This window comes from Amycolatopsis sp. NPDC088138, assembly GCF_044741685.1.
Lineage (GTDB): Bacteria > Actinomycetota > Actinomycetes > Mycobacteriales > Pseudonocardiaceae > Amycolatopsis.
Window position 1 is genome coordinate 78,909 of sequence record NZ_JBIUTB010000008.1, and the last position, 16,440, is coordinate 95,348.

At 72.4% G+C, this 16,440-nt stretch carries 19 protein-coding genes; 9 read left to right on the plus strand and 10 right to left on the minus strand.

Translation table 11 applies throughout. The features are described from left to right. Positions 1–68: 68 nt before the first annotated feature. The 7 genes from ACIOD2_RS41400 to ACIOD2_RS41430 form a co-directional block, all read right to left on the minus strand. Positions 69–1,514, minus strand: coding sequence for a sensor histidine kinase (locus ACIOD2_RS41400; protein WP_400550839.1), 1,446 nt, complete (start codon positions 1,512–1,514; stop codon positions 69–71). Beyond that, positions 1,511–2,194 (minus strand): response regulator transcription factor, encoded by a 684-nt coding sequence (locus tag ACIOD2_RS41405; protein WP_400551610.1) that lies wholly within the window; start codon positions 2,192–2,194, stop codon positions 1,511–1,513. Before ACIOD2_RS41405 ends, ACIOD2_RS41400 begins: the two co-directional genes overlap by 4 nt. After that, positions 2,191–3,276, minus strand: coding sequence for a streptophobe family protein (locus tag ACIOD2_RS41410; protein WP_400550841.1), 1,086 nt, complete (start codon positions 3,274–3,276; stop codon positions 2,191–2,193). Before ACIOD2_RS41410 ends, ACIOD2_RS41405 begins: the two co-directional genes overlap by 4 nt. After that, positions 3,276–4,052 carry an ABC transporter permease gene (locus ACIOD2_RS41415; protein ID WP_400550843.1) on the minus strand — a complete coding sequence of 259 codons (777 nt, stop codon included), beginning with the start codon at positions 4,050–4,052 and terminating at the stop codon, positions 3,276–3,278. Before ACIOD2_RS41415 ends, ACIOD2_RS41410 begins: the two co-directional genes overlap by 1 nt. Then, positions 4,049–4,960, minus strand: a complete 912-nt coding sequence (locus ACIOD2_RS41420) for an ABC transporter ATP-binding protein (RefSeq protein ID WP_400550845.1) — start codon at positions 4,958–4,960, stop codon at positions 4,049–4,051. Before ACIOD2_RS41420 ends, ACIOD2_RS41415 begins: the two co-directional genes overlap by 4 nt. 110 nt (positions 4,961–5,070) lie before the next feature. Continuing rightward, positions 5,071–5,904 (minus strand): isocitrate lyase/phosphoenolpyruvate mutase family protein, encoded by an 834-nt coding sequence (locus ACIOD2_RS41425; protein ID WP_400550847.1) that lies wholly within the window; start codon positions 5,902–5,904, stop codon positions 5,071–5,073. A 130-nt stretch (positions 5,905–6,034) separates the two neighbouring features. Then, entirely contained in the window at positions 6,035–6,505 is a 471-nt protein-coding gene (locus ACIOD2_RS41430; RefSeq protein WP_400550849.1) for a winged helix-turn-helix transcriptional regulator, read from the minus strand. A gap of 213 nt (positions 6,506–6,718) precedes the next feature. Here ACIOD2_RS41430 and ACIOD2_RS41435 point away from each other — a divergent pair, with 213 nt between their 5' ends. The 3 genes from ACIOD2_RS41435 to ACIOD2_RS41445 all read left to right on the plus strand — a co-directional run bounded on the left by ACIOD2_RS41435 (position 6,719) and on the right by ACIOD2_RS41445 (position 8,457). Beyond that, positions 6,719–7,891: an MFS transporter gene (locus tag ACIOD2_RS41435; protein ID WP_400550851.1), complete on the plus strand. Its 1,173-nt coding sequence runs from the start codon at positions 6,719–6,721 to the stop codon at positions 7,889–7,891. Between the two features lie 9 nt (positions 7,892–7,900). Continuing rightward, complete coding sequence (locus tag ACIOD2_RS41440; protein WP_400550853.1) at positions 7,901–8,077, plus strand: hypothetical protein; 177 nt, start codon at positions 7,901–7,903, stop codon at positions 8,075–8,077. 182 nt (positions 8,078–8,259) lie between these two features. Continuing rightward, entirely contained in the window at positions 8,260–8,457 is a 198-nt protein-coding gene (locus tag ACIOD2_RS41445) for a hypothetical protein (RefSeq protein WP_400550855.1), read from the plus strand. A 12-nt stretch (positions 8,458–8,469) separates the two neighbouring features. On the opposite strand, the gene ACIOD2_RS41450 is transcribed toward ACIOD2_RS41445, so the two are convergent. Both ACIOD2_RS41450 and ACIOD2_RS41455 read right to left on the minus strand, forming a co-directional pair. Beyond that, positions 8,470–8,865, minus strand: a complete 396-nt coding sequence (locus tag ACIOD2_RS41450; RefSeq protein WP_400550857.1) for an HPF/RaiA family ribosome-associated protein — start codon at positions 8,863–8,865, stop codon at positions 8,470–8,472. Between the two features lie 69 nt (positions 8,866–8,934). Beyond that, positions 8,935–9,288 carry a hypothetical protein gene (locus ACIOD2_RS41455; protein ID WP_400550859.1) on the minus strand — a complete coding sequence of 118 codons (354 nt, stop codon included), beginning with the start codon at positions 9,286–9,288 and terminating at the stop codon, positions 8,935–8,937. A gap of 125 nt (positions 9,289–9,413) precedes the next feature. On the opposite strand from ACIOD2_RS41455, the gene ACIOD2_RS41460 reads away from it, so the two are divergent. The 4 genes from ACIOD2_RS41460 (at position 9,414) to ACIOD2_RS41475 (ending at position 13,949) form a co-directional block, all read left to right on the plus strand. Continuing rightward, entirely contained in the window at positions 9,414–10,250 is an 837-nt protein-coding gene (locus ACIOD2_RS41460; RefSeq protein ID WP_400550861.1) for an alpha/beta fold hydrolase, read from the plus strand. Beyond that, positions 10,243–10,818, plus strand: coding sequence for a TetR/AcrR family transcriptional regulator (locus ACIOD2_RS41465; RefSeq protein WP_400550862.1), 576 nt, complete (start codon positions 10,243–10,245; stop codon positions 10,816–10,818). The genes ACIOD2_RS41460 and ACIOD2_RS41465 overlap by 8 nt, the downstream gene beginning before the upstream one ends. A 104-nt stretch (positions 10,819–10,922) precedes the next feature. Continuing rightward, positions 10,923–12,674 carry a tannase/feruloyl esterase family alpha/beta hydrolase gene (locus ACIOD2_RS41470; RefSeq protein WP_400550863.1) on the plus strand — a complete coding sequence of 584 codons (1,752 nt, stop codon included), beginning with the start codon at positions 10,923–10,925 and terminating at the stop codon, positions 12,672–12,674. A gap of 84 nt (positions 12,675–12,758) precedes the next feature. Continuing rightward, positions 12,759–13,949 (plus strand): zinc-dependent alcohol dehydrogenase, encoded by a 1,191-nt coding sequence (locus ACIOD2_RS41475; protein WP_400550864.1) that lies wholly within the window; start codon positions 12,759–12,761, stop codon positions 13,947–13,949. On the opposite strand, the gene ACIOD2_RS41480 is transcribed toward ACIOD2_RS41475, so the two are convergent. Beyond that, complete coding sequence (locus tag ACIOD2_RS41480) at positions 13,934–14,797, minus strand: LysR family transcriptional regulator (RefSeq protein WP_400550865.1); 864 nt, start codon at positions 14,795–14,797, stop codon at positions 13,934–13,936. The two genes, ACIOD2_RS41475 and ACIOD2_RS41480, sit on opposite strands and share 16 nt — an antisense overlap. 93 nt (positions 14,798–14,890) lie before the next feature. Here ACIOD2_RS41480 and ACIOD2_RS41485 point away from each other — a divergent pair, with 93 nt between their 5' ends. Both ACIOD2_RS41485 and ACIOD2_RS41490 read left to right on the plus strand, forming a co-directional pair. Then, a complete protein-coding gene (locus ACIOD2_RS41485) occupies positions 14,891–15,616 on the plus strand; it encodes an SDR family oxidoreductase (RefSeq protein WP_400550866.1) in 726 nt (241 codons plus the stop codon). 25 nt (positions 15,617–15,641) lie between these two features. After that, positions 15,642–16,415: a helix-turn-helix domain-containing protein gene (locus tag ACIOD2_RS41490; RefSeq protein ID WP_400550867.1), complete on the plus strand. Its 774-nt coding sequence runs from the start codon at positions 15,642–15,644 to the stop codon at positions 16,413–16,415. Positions 16,416–16,440 lie beyond the last annotated feature (25 nt).

Here is a 16,440-nt window from a genome sequence, read left to right on the forward strand (position 1 = left end):
CTCGGCGCGGGTCAGGGTGAGCTGGAAAGCGCGGGGCGGTGTGCAGCTCGACCTAGCCGGGTCCGCGCTCACTCGGCGCGGGCCAGAGTGAGCCGGAAACACGCCCCCTCACCCAGCGCGGTCTCCAGCTCGACGTCACCGCCGTGGGCCCGGGCCAGCGAACGCGCGATCGCCAGCCCGAGCCCGGCGTCCGCGCCGCCCGAGCGCGTCCGGGCTCGGTCCGCGCGGTAGAAGCGGTCGAAAACCCGCCCCGCCTGCGCGGCGCTCAGGCCCGGCCCCTGGTCCGCCACCTCGAGCACGGCCCGGCCGCCGACCGTGCCGACGCCGATGCGGACCGGGGTGCCCGGCGGGGTGTGGGCGGCGGCGTTGCCCACCAGGTTGGTGACGACCTGCCGCAGCCGCGCCTCGTCGGCGTCGACCGGTGCGGGGCCCGGCAGGCCGGTGCCGCCCGGGCCGGTGAGCTCGACCGGGCGGGACGGGTCGAGGGCGCGCAGGTCGTGCCGGGCGTCGCCGGCGAGGGTGCGCAGGTCCATCGGGGCCCGGTCGAGCTGTCCCTCCGGTGCCTCGTCGAGCTGGGCTAGCAGCAGCAGGTCCTCGGTGAGAGCCGTGAGCCGGGTGGCGTCGCGGTCGATGCGGCTCATCACCTCGTCGACGTCGGCCCGCTCGGGCAGCGCGCCCATCCGGTACAGCTCGGTCGAGCCCTTGATGCCGAACAACGGCGTCCGCAGCTCGTGGCTGACGTCCGAGACGAACGCGCGCATCCGGGCCTCGGACGCGGACCGGTCGGCGAAGGCGCGTTCGAGCTGCCCGAGCATGGTGTTGAGCGACGCCGCGAGGTGCCCGATCTCCGTCCCCGGCGACGCGAGGACGGGCACGCGCCGGGTCAGGTCGCCCTCGGCGATCGCGGCCGCCGTGTGCTCGATCCGGCGCAGCGGCCGCAGGCCGCGGCCGAGGGCGAACCAGCCGACCGCGGTCAGCAGGACGAGCAGCACGGCGCCGCCGATCAGGCTGCTCGACCGGAGCTGGGCGATCGTGGCGTCGGCTTCGGTGCGCGGCGCGGCCGCGAGCACCGTCCCGTTCCAGCCGACGGTCGGCCGGGCGACGGCGCGCCAGCGTCCCGAGCCGTCGGCGGCCGGCAGGTCGGCCGCGGTGCCGTCGGCGGGGACCGTGCGCAGCGCGCCGGGGGCGGGCAGCGCGGCGGCGTCGAGCCGGGAGGAGTGGATGCCGCCCGCCACCGAGCCGTCGGCGCCCAGGTACACCAGGTACGGCGTGCCGAACAGGTCGAGGGCGGGATCGAGGAGCTCGGGACGCGCGTTCGTGCTCTCGAGCCCGGGCGGCCCGGCGGCCGGCACCCGGGAGATCAGCTCGGTCAGCGACCGCAGCTGGCCGTCGAGGCGGTCGAGCTGGTAACGCTCGACGTGGTCGGAGACGACCGCGCCGATCAGGCCCAGCCCGGCCAGCAGCAGGCCCGCGGTGAGCAGCAACAGCCTGGCCCGCAACGAAAGCCGCTTCACCGCCGGGGCTCCCGCAGCACGTAGCCCACCCCGTGCACGGTGTGGATCAGCTTGGGCTCCTCGGTGTCGACTTTCCTTCGCAGGTAAGAAATGTAGGTGTCGACGATGCTCGCGTCGCCGCCGAAGTCGTAGCGCCACACCCGGTCGAGGATCTGCGCCTTCGACACCACGCGCCCGGCGTTCTCCATCAGGTAGTGCAGCAACCGGAACTCGGTGGCGGAGACGCGGACGGGCCGCCCCTCGCGTGTCACCTGGTGGCCCTCGGCGTCGAGGGCGAGCGTGCCCACGGTCAGCACGCCTGCCTGCTGGCCGGTGGTCCGGCGGAGGATCGCGCGGATCCGCGCGATCAGCTCCGCCAGGTCGAACGGCTTGGTCACGTAGTCGTCCGCGCCGAGCGAGAGGCCGGTGACCTTGTCGGCCTGGCGGTCGCGCGCGGTGAGAAAGAGGACGGGCACCGGGGCGTGCCGTTCGCGCAGCCGCCGGACGACCTCGAAGCCGTCCATGTCCGGCAGCATGACGTCGAGCAGCACCAGGTCGGGCGGCTGTTCGGTGGCCGCGGCGACGGCCTCGCCCGCCGTCGCCGCGGACGTCACCTCGAAGCCGGCGAACCGCAGCGCGGCGGAGAGCAGCTCGCGGACGGTGGCCTCATCGTCGACCACCAGGAGCCGCCCGGACGTCATCGCTTCCATGCCCGCGAGGATACGGAGATCGCGCCGGCGAGCAGGCCGCCCGCGAACCCCGCCACCGCGCCGGCGGCCAGCGCGAGCAGCGGATTCGCCGACAGCCGCGCGTCGAGGACCGGGATCGACAGCCCGAACGCGGTGACCCCGAGGTCGACGGAAACCCGGGACAGCAGCGTCACGACCGCCAGCACGCCACCCGTCACCGCGGCGAAGACCCCGGCACGGCGTAGCGCGCCACCAGGGCCGGACCGCGCGGCGACCACGACGGCGCAGGCCGTCAGCACCACCACCGGCACCCAGATCCACGCGCCACCCGGCTCGATCCCCGGGAAAGCGCAGGAAAGCACGCCACTGGACGTCACCGTCCACGGCACACCGAGCCCGAGCACCAGGGCACCGGACACCGCCTGCGGCAGGGCCAGCAGGACGGCTCCGGCCGCCGCCGCACCACCGAACACCCCCGCGACGAGCGCACATCCCGCGGTGAGCACCCCGAACACCGTTGCGGCCCAACGCAATCCCGGCACGACGACCGGGAACCGCACGGCGAGGCCGCACACCCCGGCGACCACGAGCGCCCAGACGGCCGCGCCCGCCACCGTCGGCAGGACGGCCGCGGAGAACCCGGCGTCGACCGCACCGCCCAGCCGCGACGTCACGCCCGTGCCCGGCCCGCAGGCGGACGCGCCACCCGGCACCCGGAGCGTCAGATTTCCCTGTGCCAGCAAGGAGATCGCGGCCAGTCCCGCCACGGCGGAGACGGCCGCCGTCGTGGCGCGGACGGCCAGCCCGTCCCGGCCGGGACGCAGGACCAGCGCCCCGAGCACCACCGCGCCCGCCAGGGAGACGCCGAGCGGCATGACGTCGACGGCGCCGTGCACGGTGATCGGCAGCGCGCCGGACGGGACGGCGGCGACGTCCGCCGAGCCGCCGACGGCCAGTGCGACGACCGCCGCCGTCAGCGCGGTGAGGTCGCCGAACCGGCCGGCGCCGAGCAGCAGCAGCGCGGCCAGTGCGATGGCCGCCATGACGAGCAGGGCGGCGGCCGCCGCGCCGAGGCCCCGGCGGACGTCCCGCATCAGACGTCCCGGCGCCGGAAGACCGCGAACGCGACGGCCAGCACGGCGGCGACGCCGAGGCACAGTCCGCCCAGGTTCAGCCACGGGTGCGGGAACTCGGGATCGGGCACGGTCTTGAGGACCTCGGCCGCGCCCAGCGTCGGCCAGAAGCGGAAGAGGCCTTGGAGCCACCCGGGGAACGCCCCGGCGATCCCGGGGACCAGGAAGACGATGCCCACCAGCGTGGCGAGCGCGCCCGCCGTCGCCCGCGCGAGCACGCCGAGGCCGACCGCGAGCAGCGCGATCGCCGTCAGGTAGACACCGCCGCCCGTCTCAGCGGAGAGCACGCCGGGATCACCGAGGCTCGCGCGCGGCACGTCCTGCAGGGCGAGGACGCCCTGCCCGAGGAAGAAGGCGGCGAACATCAGCGCCTGGCCGGCCACCACGGCGACGGCCGCGGCCACCACCACCTTCGCCGCGAGCGTCCGGTGCCGGCGCGGCGTGGCGATGAGCGACGTCTGCATCAGCCCGGTCGCGAACTCCGAGGTGACGACGAGGATGCCGAGCACCCCGAGCACCAGCTGGGCGACGACGTACGACATCAGGCTGCGCCCGGCCGGGTCCCACGCCTGCTGGTCGGCGAGCGTCGCGGTCGCGTACCCCTTCCCGGCGGCGTTCACGGTGAGGGCGGTGATGCCGAGCCCGACGACGAACAGGCACGCCAGCGTGAACCAGGTGGAGCGCAGGCTGCGGAGCTTGACCCACTCGGTGTGGAGGGTGCAGGCGAACGCGTTCATCCGGCGACCCCCTGGTATTCGACGCTGTCCTTGGTCAGCTCCATGAAGGCGTCCTCCAGCGAGGCGCGCTGCGGGGTGAGCTCACTGAGGGCGGCGCCGTGGTAGGCGGCGAGCTTGCCGATTTCCTCGCTGCTCAGGCCGGAGACGACGAGGGACGCCTCGAGCCCCTCCCGCACGGTGGCGCCGGCGGCGGTGAGCCGGTGCGCGAAGCCCGGATCGGGGGTGCGGACGAGCACGGTGCCTTCACCGCCCGCGCGCATGAGCTCGGCGACGCCGGTGTCGGCGATGAGCCGGCCGCGGCCGATGACGACCAGGTGGTCGGCGGTCTGTGCCATCTCGCTCATGAGGTGGCTGGACACCAGGACGGCCCGGCCGTCACGGGCCAGCGACCGCATGAAGTCGCGGATCCAGCGGATGCCTTCGGGGTCGAGCCCGTTGACCGGCTCGTCGAAGATCAGCACCCGCGGGTCGCCGAGCAGGGCCGCGGCGATGCCGAGCCGCTGCCGCATGCCGAGGGAGAACCCGCCGGCCCGCTTGCCGGCGACGTCCTCGAGGCCGGTCCGCGCGAGCACCTCGCCGACCCGGCGGCGGGGGAAGCCGTTGCTGACCGCGAGGGCCAGGAGGTGGTCGCTGGCCTTCCGGCCGCCGTGGACGGCACCGGCGTCGAGCAGCGCGCCCACCTCGGTGAGCGGTGCGGGAAGGTCGGCGTAGCGGCGGCCGCCGATGGTGGCCGAGCCCCGGGTCGGCGCCGCCAGGCCCAGGATCATCTTCATGGTCGTGGACTTGCCGGCGCCGTTGGGCCCGAGAAAACCCGTCACCTGCCCGGGTTCGACGGTGAACGAGAGGTCGTCCACCACGGTGTCGGGCCCGTACCGCTTGGTCAGGCCCCGTACGTCGATCGTGGTCATGCGGCGAGCGTGCCCGGCCGGTCCGGCCGGTTCCTGGGAGCTTCTGGGAGAACTCTGTGAATCCGGCGCCCAGGGGCCGTCCGGGACCGCCCGTGCTCAAGGAATCGCAACTACCGGGCGGCGAAACCGCCGTTGATGACGTCCCAGGACTCGATGTCCGCGACCGCCGTGTAGGTGCCCGTGGTGAGGACCTCGCGGGTCGCCCGCACGACGAGCGAGTAGGCCGCGAACGCGACCGACGCGCCCAGGCTGACCCGCCGGACGCCGGCCTCCGCCAGCTCGCCGACCGTCGGCGCACCCGGCCCGGCCATGATGTTCACCGGGATCGGGGCCTCCTCGACGAGCTTCGTGATGACGTCCAGGTCGGTGAGGCCCGGCACGAAGATCGTGTCCGCGCCGGCGTCCGCGTAGGCCCGGGCCCGGCGCAGGGTCTCGTCGTACCGGCCTTCCGGCGCGCCGATCCCGGCGAGGTAGACGTCGGTCCGCGCGTTGATCGTGAGGTTCGGCAGCCCGGCTTCGGTCGCCGCGTCCCGCGCCGCCGTGATCCGCGCCGCCTGCGCCTCGGCACCGAACAGGCCGCCCTCGGGGGCGCCGCTGTCTTCGAGGTTGATGCCGACGGCCCCGGCGCCGACGATGTCGCGCACGGTCCGCGCCACATCGGACGGCCCGGGACCGTAGCCGCCTTCGATGTCGGCGCTCACCGGCACGTCGACCGCCGCGGCGATCTCCCGGACGACGCTCACGGCGAGGTCGCGGGTCAGGTGCTGCCCGTCGGGCAGGCCCTTGCCCCACGACACCCCGGCGCTCGTGGTGGCGATGACCCGGGCGCCGGCGTTCGCCGACAGCACGGCGCTTCCCGCGTCCCACGCGTTCGGCAGGACGTAGGTACCGCTCTTGGTGAGGTCCTGCAGCTCGGCGGCTTTCCGCTGCTGGGTCTTGCTCATTGCCCGGCTCCTTTTGCTCGCTGGTGACGCCGTGGTCAACCGAAACGTAGCGAAGGTATTCCCGGGTCGGGCACGAGCCCGCTGGAATGGTTTTTCCAAGCCAGCGTCGGCGAAAGAATCCAGAGTCCGGTTAAATCGAATACCGGTAGTCGATGTTGTCGGCGGGAACGACCCGGCCCTCGTCGTCGACGAACGCCACGTGGACCGGTTTGCCCGTGTCCACGGTCCGGCCGACCTCGGTCAGCGGCTCGCCGCCGTCCTTGGGCCGGTGGACCTCACCCCACTGCTGGAGCGCGGTCAGCGCCAGGCGCAGTTCCTCCGCGGCCGGGGTGAGGCCGTACCGGTACCGGGTCCGCTGGCCGGGCTCCTGGTACGGGTGCTTGGTGAGCAGCCCCTCGTCGACGAGCTTGGTGAGCCGCTGGCCCAGCACGTCCGGTGCCACTCCCAGCACCGCTTGGAAGTCCTTGAAGCGCGTCACCCCGTTGAGCGCCGCCTCGCAGAGCAGGCGCAGGCTCCACTTGTCGCCGACCGCGCCGAGCACCCGGCCGATGGTGCAGGAGACGTCCCCGGTCGCGGTGACGGTGGATTCCGGTTGTGCCATGCCTCGAAGATACCTTCCGGTGCTGGTGGAACCACGTTCAGGTCGCGCACTACCCGCGGTCGGACTTGGTTTTTCCTATTCAGGTGACCGGGCTGGCCAGGAATGGACGACCGAGCCTCGATATTCACGGAACCGCCGCAAATCGGCTGGCCCCGTGAACAAAATTTCGGCATGCTCATCGGTGTGCATAGTCCGACAAAGAAGCGTTTCGCCGTGGTGCCCGACTCCGTCGCGTTCTGGGGGACGGGTGCCCTGATCGCCGTGTTCCTGTTCGCGGCGAGCGCGCCTTCCCCGTTGTACGGGACCTACGCGGCGCTCTGGCATTTCTCCGCGTCGACCCTCACGGTGGTCTTCGCGCTGTACGCGTTCGCGCTCCTGCTCGGTCTCCTCGTCACGGGCCGGCTGTCCGACCACCTGGGACGCCGGCCGGTCATCCTCGGCGGGATCGCCGTCGAGATCGCCGGCATGGTCCTGTTCATCCTCGCGAACTCGACCGAGGTGCTGGGGATCGCGCGGGCCGTGCAGGGCTTCGCCACCGGAGCCGTGATCGGAGTGCTCTCCGCCGCGCTCGTCGAGCTGTCCGGCGCCGTCGGGCCGGGCCTGGCGCCCATGGTGAGCAGCGCCGCCCCGACGTTCGGCCTGGCGACCGGCGCGCTGGGCTCGAGCGCGCTGGTGCAGTACGGGCCGGCGCCGCTGCGGCTGGTCTACTGGCTGATCTTCGCCGCGCTCGTCCTCGGGTTCGGTTTTGTCCTGCTGGTGCGGGAAACCGGCGAGCGACGGCCCGGCGCGCTCGCGTCGCTGAAGCCGGTCGCGAACATCCACCGGGACGCCCGCCCGGCCTTCGTCCAGGTGTCGCCCAGCTTGGTCGCCCTGTGGGCGCTCATCGGCTTCTACCTCTCCCTGGCGCCCGGCCTCATCGCGTCGATCGAGCAGTCCAGGAACCTCTTGTGGGGCGGTGCGGCCATCTTCTGCCTGTGCATGGCCGGAAGCCTCGCGGTGGTGCTGCTCAAGGGCGTCTCGGCGTGGACGGCGATGTTCTACGGCTGTGCCGCCTTGTTCGTCGGAGTGGGTGTCACCGCCGTCGCCATCGCCGTCACCGACGGCCCGCTGTTCATCATCGCCACGGTCGTCGCGGGAGTCGGCTTCGGGCTGGCGTTTCTCGGGGCCTTCCGGGCTGTCGGCGCCGTGACCCCGGCGGACGAGCGAGCCGGCACGCTCGCCTCGCTCTACATCGTGTCCTACCTGGCGTTCTCCGTGCCGATCGTGCTGGCCGGCATCGCGCAGACCCACTACCCGGCCCACACCGTCGCCCTGGTGTTCTCCGGCGCGGTCGCCGTGCTGGCCGGCATCGGTGCTGTCACCGCGCTGCCGAATCTCAACCGCTGAAGGAGCTCGGTGGACACGGCGCCGTGGGAGCAGCGGCACCGGGTGCTGTCCGGCAAGCGGTTCACCGAGCCGCGGCTCACCGCCGGGTACCCGGACATTGCCGACGCGCCGCAGGAACTGCTGCACACTGCACCCACGCCTGCCGGTACTGCTTCGTCCGCAACACCCACACCCGGCTCGAGCTGAACATCGCCGAGGACTTCGACCGCGGGTCGCGTTCGGCACCAGCATGGACGTCTACCAGTGGGCCGAAGGCCGCTACCGGCTGATGCCGGGCATCATCGACGCGCTCGCCGCGGCGGGAGTGCCGTTTTCCGTGCTCACCAAGGGAACGCCGATCCGCCGCGACGGCGCAGCTGCGCCAGCTGGTGCACGCGGTCGCCGAAGTGGGCGCGACCAGCGTGCTGTACACGCCGCTGTACCTGGTGGACCGCTACGCCGAGGTGTACTCGAAGGGATCCGAGACGCCACGGCGGTACCGCGACTGGCTGAGCGAAAAGATCCTGCCGGTCATCGCCGAGCACGGGTTTCCCGCGCCCGACGAGACCGTGCAGCCGCTGTTCTGACGGGAACCAGGATCAGGCCTTCGGCTCGTCTTCGAGCGCGCCGACCTGCTCAGGGTCTTCCGGGCCGGGCATGTGCCGGATGCTCTCGCTGCCCTTGTGGTCGTGGGCGCGGGTGTACCGGGTGTCCAGCAACCGCCCGAGCTTGTGCGCCGCTCCGGCGTACGCGTCGTCTACGGTGGCCGCGTGGTGGGTGACCGCGACCGGCTGCTTGCCGCCGGGCCGCGCCTCGATCACGCACTTCTTGTCTTCCGGCTTGCCTCCGCCGTCCTCGCTGAGGTGCACCTCCACCCGGGTCAACCACCCGCCGAACCGGGAGAGGCTGTTCTCCAGGTCGGTGGTCACGAAGGTGGCCAGACGCTCGCCACCGTGGACGTTGTGGTCGGTGTTGACCTGGATCTGCACGGGCATCCTCCGAAACGAGACAGCGATGGACTCGTTCAGTACCACCGGGGCGGCGGGCTCAAACGGACGCCGGGATCAGCGCACCGCGACGAACCAGCCGGCGGCCAGCACCGCCGCGTAGCTCACCACGCCGACCGGGATGGCGGGCCAGCGAGGACGGCCGCTCCGGACGAGGGCCGCGGTGGTCGCCCAGCCGATGAGGATCGCGGCGAGCCAGCCGATCGGGGGCAGCCAGAAGACGACTTGCTGCCCGGTTCCGGTGCACGGGAAGACGGTGTCGTCCGGTCGGCACGAGTCGGTGCTCATCGCCGCGGCGGAGCCGAACAGGAAAGCCAGGACTCCGCCGGCCGCGGCCAGGAACCAGCAGGTGATGGCGAACCCGATGCGCCGCGGCGGGTACGCGAGCGGGTGCAGCCGGTCGTCGGCCATCGGCCTGCGCTCCTTCGAGGGTCTTGCCCGGGACCGCAGGATATCGCCCGGCGTGGGGTGTTGACACCGTTGGCTAACGTGACTAGCTTAAAGCTATCGAAGTTAGCCAACGCAGGGAGAGCGCCATGACCGAGCACCTGAGCATCAACGGCAACGCCATCGCCTACGACGTCACCGGGGAGGGGCCGCTCGTCGTGCTGGCGCACGGCATCGGCGACAGCCGGCACTCCTACCGGTTCCTCGCTCCGGCCCTGGCCGCGGCGGGGTACCGGGTCGCGAACGTCGACATCCGCGGGTGCGGTGACTCGAGCCTCGGCTGGGACGGCTACAGCCGCACCGACATCGCCGGTGATCTGGTCGCCGTCGTGCGGCAGCTCGGGGGGCCCGCGGTGCTCGTCGGGCAGTCGATCAGTGGTGGCGCGGCGACCATCGCGGCCGCCACCGCGCCCGAGCTGATCGCCGGGGTCGTCGAGCTGGCGCCGTTCACCCGGGCGCAGGCGTTCGACCTCGGCGGGCTGCTGCGGGTGAAGCGCTTCCGGGCCGGCTACATCCAGCTCGCGCAGGTCATCATGCGGGGGAAGGTGGCGAACTGGCTGAAGTACCTCGACGTGGCGCTGCCGGTCAAACCCGCCGACGCGGACGCCGAACTGGCGCGCATCGAGGCGAAGCTGAACGAGCCGGGCCGCATGAAAGCATTGCAGGCCATGTGCAAGACCAGCCCGGCCGACGCCGGAAACCAGCTTGCGAACGTCCGGTGCCCGGTCCTGATCGTCGAAGGCAGCCTCGACCCGGACTGGGCCGACCCCCGCGCCGAGGGCGAGAAGATCCTCGCCGACCTGCCGCGGGGCCTCGGGGAACTCGTGGTGATCGACGGCGCCGGGCACTACCCGCACGTCCAGACGCCCGAGCGGGTCGCCGAGCTGACCCTGCCCTTCCTGGACCGGACGCTCGCCCGTGCCTAGGGCCGGGCTGACCCCGGCGGCGGTCACCGAAGGCGGCGCCGCGCTGGTCGACGAGGTCGGGTTCGCCCAGCTCAGCATGGGCCTGCTCGCCGAGCGGCTCGGGGTCAAGACGCCGTCGCTCTACAAGCACGTCAGCAGCCAGGCCGAGCTCGCCCACCGCATCGCCGTCCAGGCCATGACCGAGGTCACCGCCGCCATCCGCGACGCGACCCAGGGCCGGGCCGGTAGCGAAGCCCTCGCCGCCGGCGCGCAGGCGATGCGCGGGTACGTCAAGGAGCACCCCGGCCGGTACGCGGCGGCCAACGCGGCGCGCACGACGGGGGACGACGACCCGCTCATCGCCGCGGGCGACCAGGTGCTCGCGTCCTGGGCGGCCATGCTGCACGGGTACCGGATCGACCCCGATCAGGAGATCCACGCTCTGCGGCTGGTGCGCACGGTTTTGCACGGGTTCGCCACCTTGGAGGTGGCCGATGGGTTCCAGATCGACGTCGACGTCGACGCCACCTTCACCTGGACGATCGACTTCCTCGACCGCGGCCTGCGAGCCCTGGGCGGCACACCCTGACATGTTGGCGATGAAATCGTTGACAATCGTGTCGACAACGCCGTAGCGTGCGGAACCGCTCACCTGCTCGTGTGTGTTCGTCCTCGGTCCAGAGGAGATGCGCAATGCCGGGTTCCTTCGCTCGTACCAAGCACCTCGCCCGGCGCGCCGGGCTCGTCGCCGCCGTCCTCCTGCTCGTGGCCCAGGTGCCGCTCGGCAGCGCCGACGCCGCCGGGCCGAGGCCGGTGCCGGACGGTGGGCTGGCGGATTTGCCCGCCCTGAAACCGGTGCTCACCTGCGCCGACGTCCTCTCCCTCGATCTCGGCGGCGTCACCGACGCGCCGGTCACCGTCCGGTCCGCGGCCGTGGTGACCACCGGCGCACCCGCGCCGTACTGCGAGGTCCGGGGGACCGTCGCGCCGGCGAACACCTTCGTCGTGCGCCTGCCGGTGAACGGGTGGACGCAGCGGTTCGTCCAGACCGGCTGCGGCGGTCTGTGCGGCAGCGCCCGCATCGACTACGGCCAGGCCTCGACGTGCCCGCCGGTCGTCGACGGCACTCTGGCCAGCGCGACCACGGACATGGGTCACCAAGGGCAGAACGACGGCTCGTGGGCGCTGGACAACCCGCAGGCGCAGATCGACTTCGCCTACCGGGGCGTGCACGTGACCACCCAGGTGGCCAAGGCGCTCATTGGCCGCTTCTACGGCCGCGGGCCGGCCTACTCCTACTTCACCGGCTGCTCGGACGGCGGCCGCGAGGCCCTCATGGAGGCTCAGCGGTACCCGGACGACTTCGACGGCATCGCCGCCGGTGCGCCGGCCAACGACATGGCCGTGCAGAACACCTTCCACCACGCCTGGAACGTCGTCACCAACCTCGACGACGCCGGCCACGCGATCCTGCTCGCCGGCAAGCTGCCGCTGGTGCACACCGCCGTGCTCAACGCCTGTGACGCGCTCGACGGGCTCCGCGACGGCCTGCTCGGCGACCCCCGGCTGTGCCGATTCGACCCGGCGGCGCTCGCCTGCGCGGCCGGCCAGGACCCGGCGACCTGCCTCAGCCCGGCCGAAGCCGGGGTCGTCCGGCGGCTGCACGACGGCGCCGTCGATGCGAACGGTGCCCGGCTCGAACCGGCTGTCGCGCACGAATGGGGCTCCGAACTCGAGTGGACGCTGTTCGTGCCGGCCACGCCGACCCAGCCGTCCGCCAGCGAGAACTTCGCCTTGTCCTACTTGCGTTATCTCGCGTTCCCCGGCGCGCAGAACCCGGACTTCCGGCTCACGGACCTGAAATTCACCGTGGCGTCGTTCTGGAAGACCGTGCAGTCGTCGAGCTACCTGGCCGCGATGGACCCCGACCTGACGGGGTTCCAGCGCGGCGGCGGCAAACTCCTGCTGTGGCAGGGCTGGAACGACCAGCACATCTCGCCGCAGTCGACCCTCGCCTACTGGGACGCGATGCGGTCGTCGATGGGCGGCGGCCGGGTCGACGCGTTCGCCCGCCTGTACCTGTTCCCCGGGGTGGCGCACTGCGGCGGCGGGGACGGCCCGAACACCTTCGACATCCTGACCCCGGTGATGGCCTGGGCCGAGAGCGGCCGACCGCCGGGCAAGGTGGTGGCGTCGAACGCGACGCGCAGCCGCCCGGTGTACCCGTACCCGGCGGTCGCCCGCTACGACGGCACCGGCAGCGTCGACGACGCGGCCAACTTCGTGCCCGTCACGCCGCGCAGCGAGCCCGGCCCCGGCTACCACTGGGTCGGCGAGCGGCTGTACTCCGGTGACTACCAAACCTGGTGCCGGGCCGACGGCACCACGCTGCGGTGCCGTCCCACGGAAACGTGGCTCACCCGGCGGGCCGGGACGAGGACCTGAGCTCACTCACCCGTTCGGTGCCCCGCGTTTGCCTCGGCCGTGTCAGGGAAACCGGGTCCGATACCCATACGGGAAGAGGAGACCATGAAGGCAGTGACCTGGCACGGCAAGCGCGACGTCCGCGTCGAAGAGGTGCCGGACCCGAAGATCGAGGAGTCGACCGACGCCGTCATCCGCGTCACCTCGACCGGTATCTGTGGCTCCGATCTGCACCTGTACGAGGTGCTGGGGGCCTTCATGACCGAGGGCGACATCCTCGGGCACGAGCCGATGGGGGTCGTCGAGGAGGTCGGCGACGCGGTCACCGGCATCAAGCCCGGCGACCGCGTGGTGATCCCGTTCACCATCTCTTGCGGCCACTGCTGGATGTGCGAACGCGGCCTGCAGTCGCAGTGCGAGACCACCCAGGTCACCGAGCAGGGCAAGGGGGCCGCGCTGCTCGGCTACACCAAGCTCTACGGCCAGGTGCCCGGCGGCCAGGCCGAGTACCTGCGGGTCCCGCAGGCGCAGTACGGCCCGATCAAGGTCCCGGAGGGCCCGCCGGATGAGCGGTTCGTCTACCTCTCCGACGTCGTGCCCACGGCGTGGCAGGCCGTCGAGTACGCGAACGTGCCCCGCGACGGCACGGTCGTCGTCTTCGGGCTCGGGCCGATCGGGCAGATGAGCTGCCGCGTCGCCCGCCATCGCGGGGCGAGCCAGGTCATCGGCGTCGACCTCGTGCCCGAGCGGCTCGCCCGCGCCCGCGAGCACGGCGCCACCACGCTGGACACCCGTGACCACAAGGACATCGGGGACGCCATCCGCCAGCTGACGAACGGCCGCGGGGCCGATTCGGTGATCGACGCCGTCGGCATGGAAGCCCACGGCGCCCCGGTCGGCAAGCTCGCGCACAACCTCGTCAACCTGCTGCCGCAGCAGATCGGCGCGAAGGTCACCGAGAAGGTCGGCATCGATCGGCTGAGCGTGCTCTACGCGGCCATCGACAGCGTCCGCCGCGGCGGCACGATCTCGCTGTCCGGCGTCTACGGCGGCATGGTCGACCCGATGCCGCTGATGGCGATGTTCGACAAGCAGATCCAGCTGAGGATGGGCCAGGCCAACGTCCGCCGCTGGATCGACGACATCATGCCGGTGCTGACCGCCGACGGCGATCCGCTGGGCGTCGAAGGCTTCGCCACGCACAAGCTGCCGCTGTCCGAAGCGCCGCGCGCGTACGACCTCTTCCAGAAGAAGCTCGACGGCGCTCAGAAGATCCTGCTTCAGCCCAACGCGTAGGTCTCCGACGCGCTGGGGGACGCGGCGCGGACCAGGTTCGCGACGGCGCGGGACCGGCTGTGCGGCGGCCACGCGATCAGCGTCGTCACGGCCGGCGCGTCGGCGACCGGGACGGCGGCCAGGTCTTGGCGCAGGTGGGCGCGGCACGACTCCGCCAGGATGACCGTGGTCCGGCCGAGGGCGATCAGCTGGTAGAGCTGTGTCAGGTTCCGGACCTCGGCGCCCGGCCCGTCCGGATAGGTGCCGTCGGGGGCTGGCCAGCGCGCCATCGGCAGATCGGCGAGCGCGGTGACGTCGGCGGTGCGGACGTGCGACCGGGCGGTGAGCGGGTGCCCGGCCGGGAGGATCACCACCTGGCCCTCGGTGAACAGCTCCTCGGTGTCGAACCCGGCCGTCGAGTCGTAGGGCCGGTGCATCAGCGCGACGTCGGCCTGGCCGTCCCGCAACAGCCGCTCCTGCTCGTGGGCTTCGCACAGCACCACGTCGACGTCCACGGCGTCCGGCTCGGCGGCGTAGGCGGCGAGCATCTTCTTCAACAGGTCGCCGGCGACGCCGGCCTTGGTGACGAGGACCAGCCCGGCCCGGCCGGTCGCGGCTCGCCGGGTGCGCCGCTCGGCCGCGGCCACCGCGCCGAGGACGGCGCGTCCCTCGGCCAGCAGCACCGAGCCGGCCTCGGTGAGCGTCACCGCGCGGCTGGTGCGTTCGAACAGGGCGACGCCGAGACGTCGTTCGAGGCCGCTGATCGCGCGCGACAGCGGGGGCTGGGCGATGCCGAGCCGCTCGGCCGCCCGGCTGAAGTGCAGCTCCTCGGCGACGGCGACGAAGTACCGCAGCTCGCGGGTCTCCATGACCACACGCTACCGCGGATCGATACCGGCCGGGTATCAATGCTTGCCCAGACGGTGTTGGTGCCCGGGCCGGGCGCGACCAGGATCGAAGGCATGAACGAACAGACGATCGCGCTGGTCACCGGCGCCAACAAGGGAATCGGGTACGAGATCGCGGCGGGCCTGGGTGCGCTCGGCTGGAAGGTCGGCGTCGGCGCCCGCGACGAACAGCGGCGCGAGAGCGCGGTGGAGAAGCTGCGCGCGGGCGGGGCCGACGCGTTCGGCGTGCCGCTGGACGTGACCGGCGACGAGAGCGTGACCGCCGCGGCCGCGCTGCTCGACGAGCGCTTCGGCCGCCTCGACGTGCTCGTCAACAACGCCGCCGTGGTCGGCGGGTTCCCGCAGGAGCCCACCAAGATCAGCCCCGACGTCATCCGCGCGGTCGTGGAGACCAACGTGATCGGGGTCGTCCGGGTGATCAACACGATGCTCCCGCTGCTGCGCCGCTCGGCCTCGCCGCGGATCGTCAACCTCTCGAGCGAAACCGGCTCCCTGGCCCGCCAGAGCGAGCCGGGCAGCGACTTCTCGTTCCTCTCGGCCGGCTACATGCCGTCGAAGACCTTCCTCAACGCCATCACCGTCCAGTACGCCAAGGAGCTGAGCGACACCGGCATCCTGATCAACAACGCCTGCCCGGGGTACGTGGCGACGGACCTGAACGGCTTCCGCGGCGTGCGCACCCCCGAACAGGGCGCGGCGACCCCGATCCGGCTCGCGACCCTGCCCGACGACGGGCCGACGGGCGGCTTCTTCGACGACGAGGGCGTGGTGCCCTGGTGAGGGATCGGCGGTAATCTGGCTGGTGATGCCGGAAACCCGCCAGTTCGAGAAGCCCGGAGGCGCGACGCCTCGCGGTGGCGGCTGGCTGCCCCACGGTTACCACCTCGGCACCCACTCCCACCCCGACGGCCAGCTCGTCTACGCGGCCGCCGGGGCGCTGGCCACGACGACCGAGCGCGGGACGTGGGTGGCCCCGGCCAGCCGGGTCACCTGGACACCGCCCGGTTTCGAGCACTCGCACCGGTTCTACGGCCGGACCGACGCCCGGCTCGTCGTCATCCCGGCCGACGAGTGCGGCGGCCTCGTGGCGTACCCCAGCGTGTTCGCGGTGAGCCCGCTGCTGCGGGAGGTGCTGCTCGCGCTGACCGGTCGGGGCGGCCGGTCGCCCGGGAGTGAGAAGCGGCTGCGCGCGGTCGTGGCCGACGAGCTCGGCGTGGCGCCCGAGCAGTCCCTCCACCTGCCCGAGCCGCACGACGACCGGCTGCGTGTCGTCACCGATCTCCTGCGCGCCGACCCCGGCCGGACCACGACCCTGGCGGAGCTGGGGCGCGCCGCGGGGGCGAGCGAACGCACGCTCAGCCGCCTGTTCCACACCGGCCTCGGGATGAGTTTTCACCGCTGGCGCACCATTCTGCGCATCCACCACGCCGTGGTGCACCTGACCGGCGGCCAGTCCGTCACCGACACCGCGATCGCGTGCGGGTGGTCCAACCCGTCGACCTTCATCGAAGCCTTCACCGCCGTCGTCGGCCAGACCCCGGGCCGCTACCAGGCCGGCCTCCACGACCACGACGGCTGAGATTGGCGGCTTTCCGGTATCCACT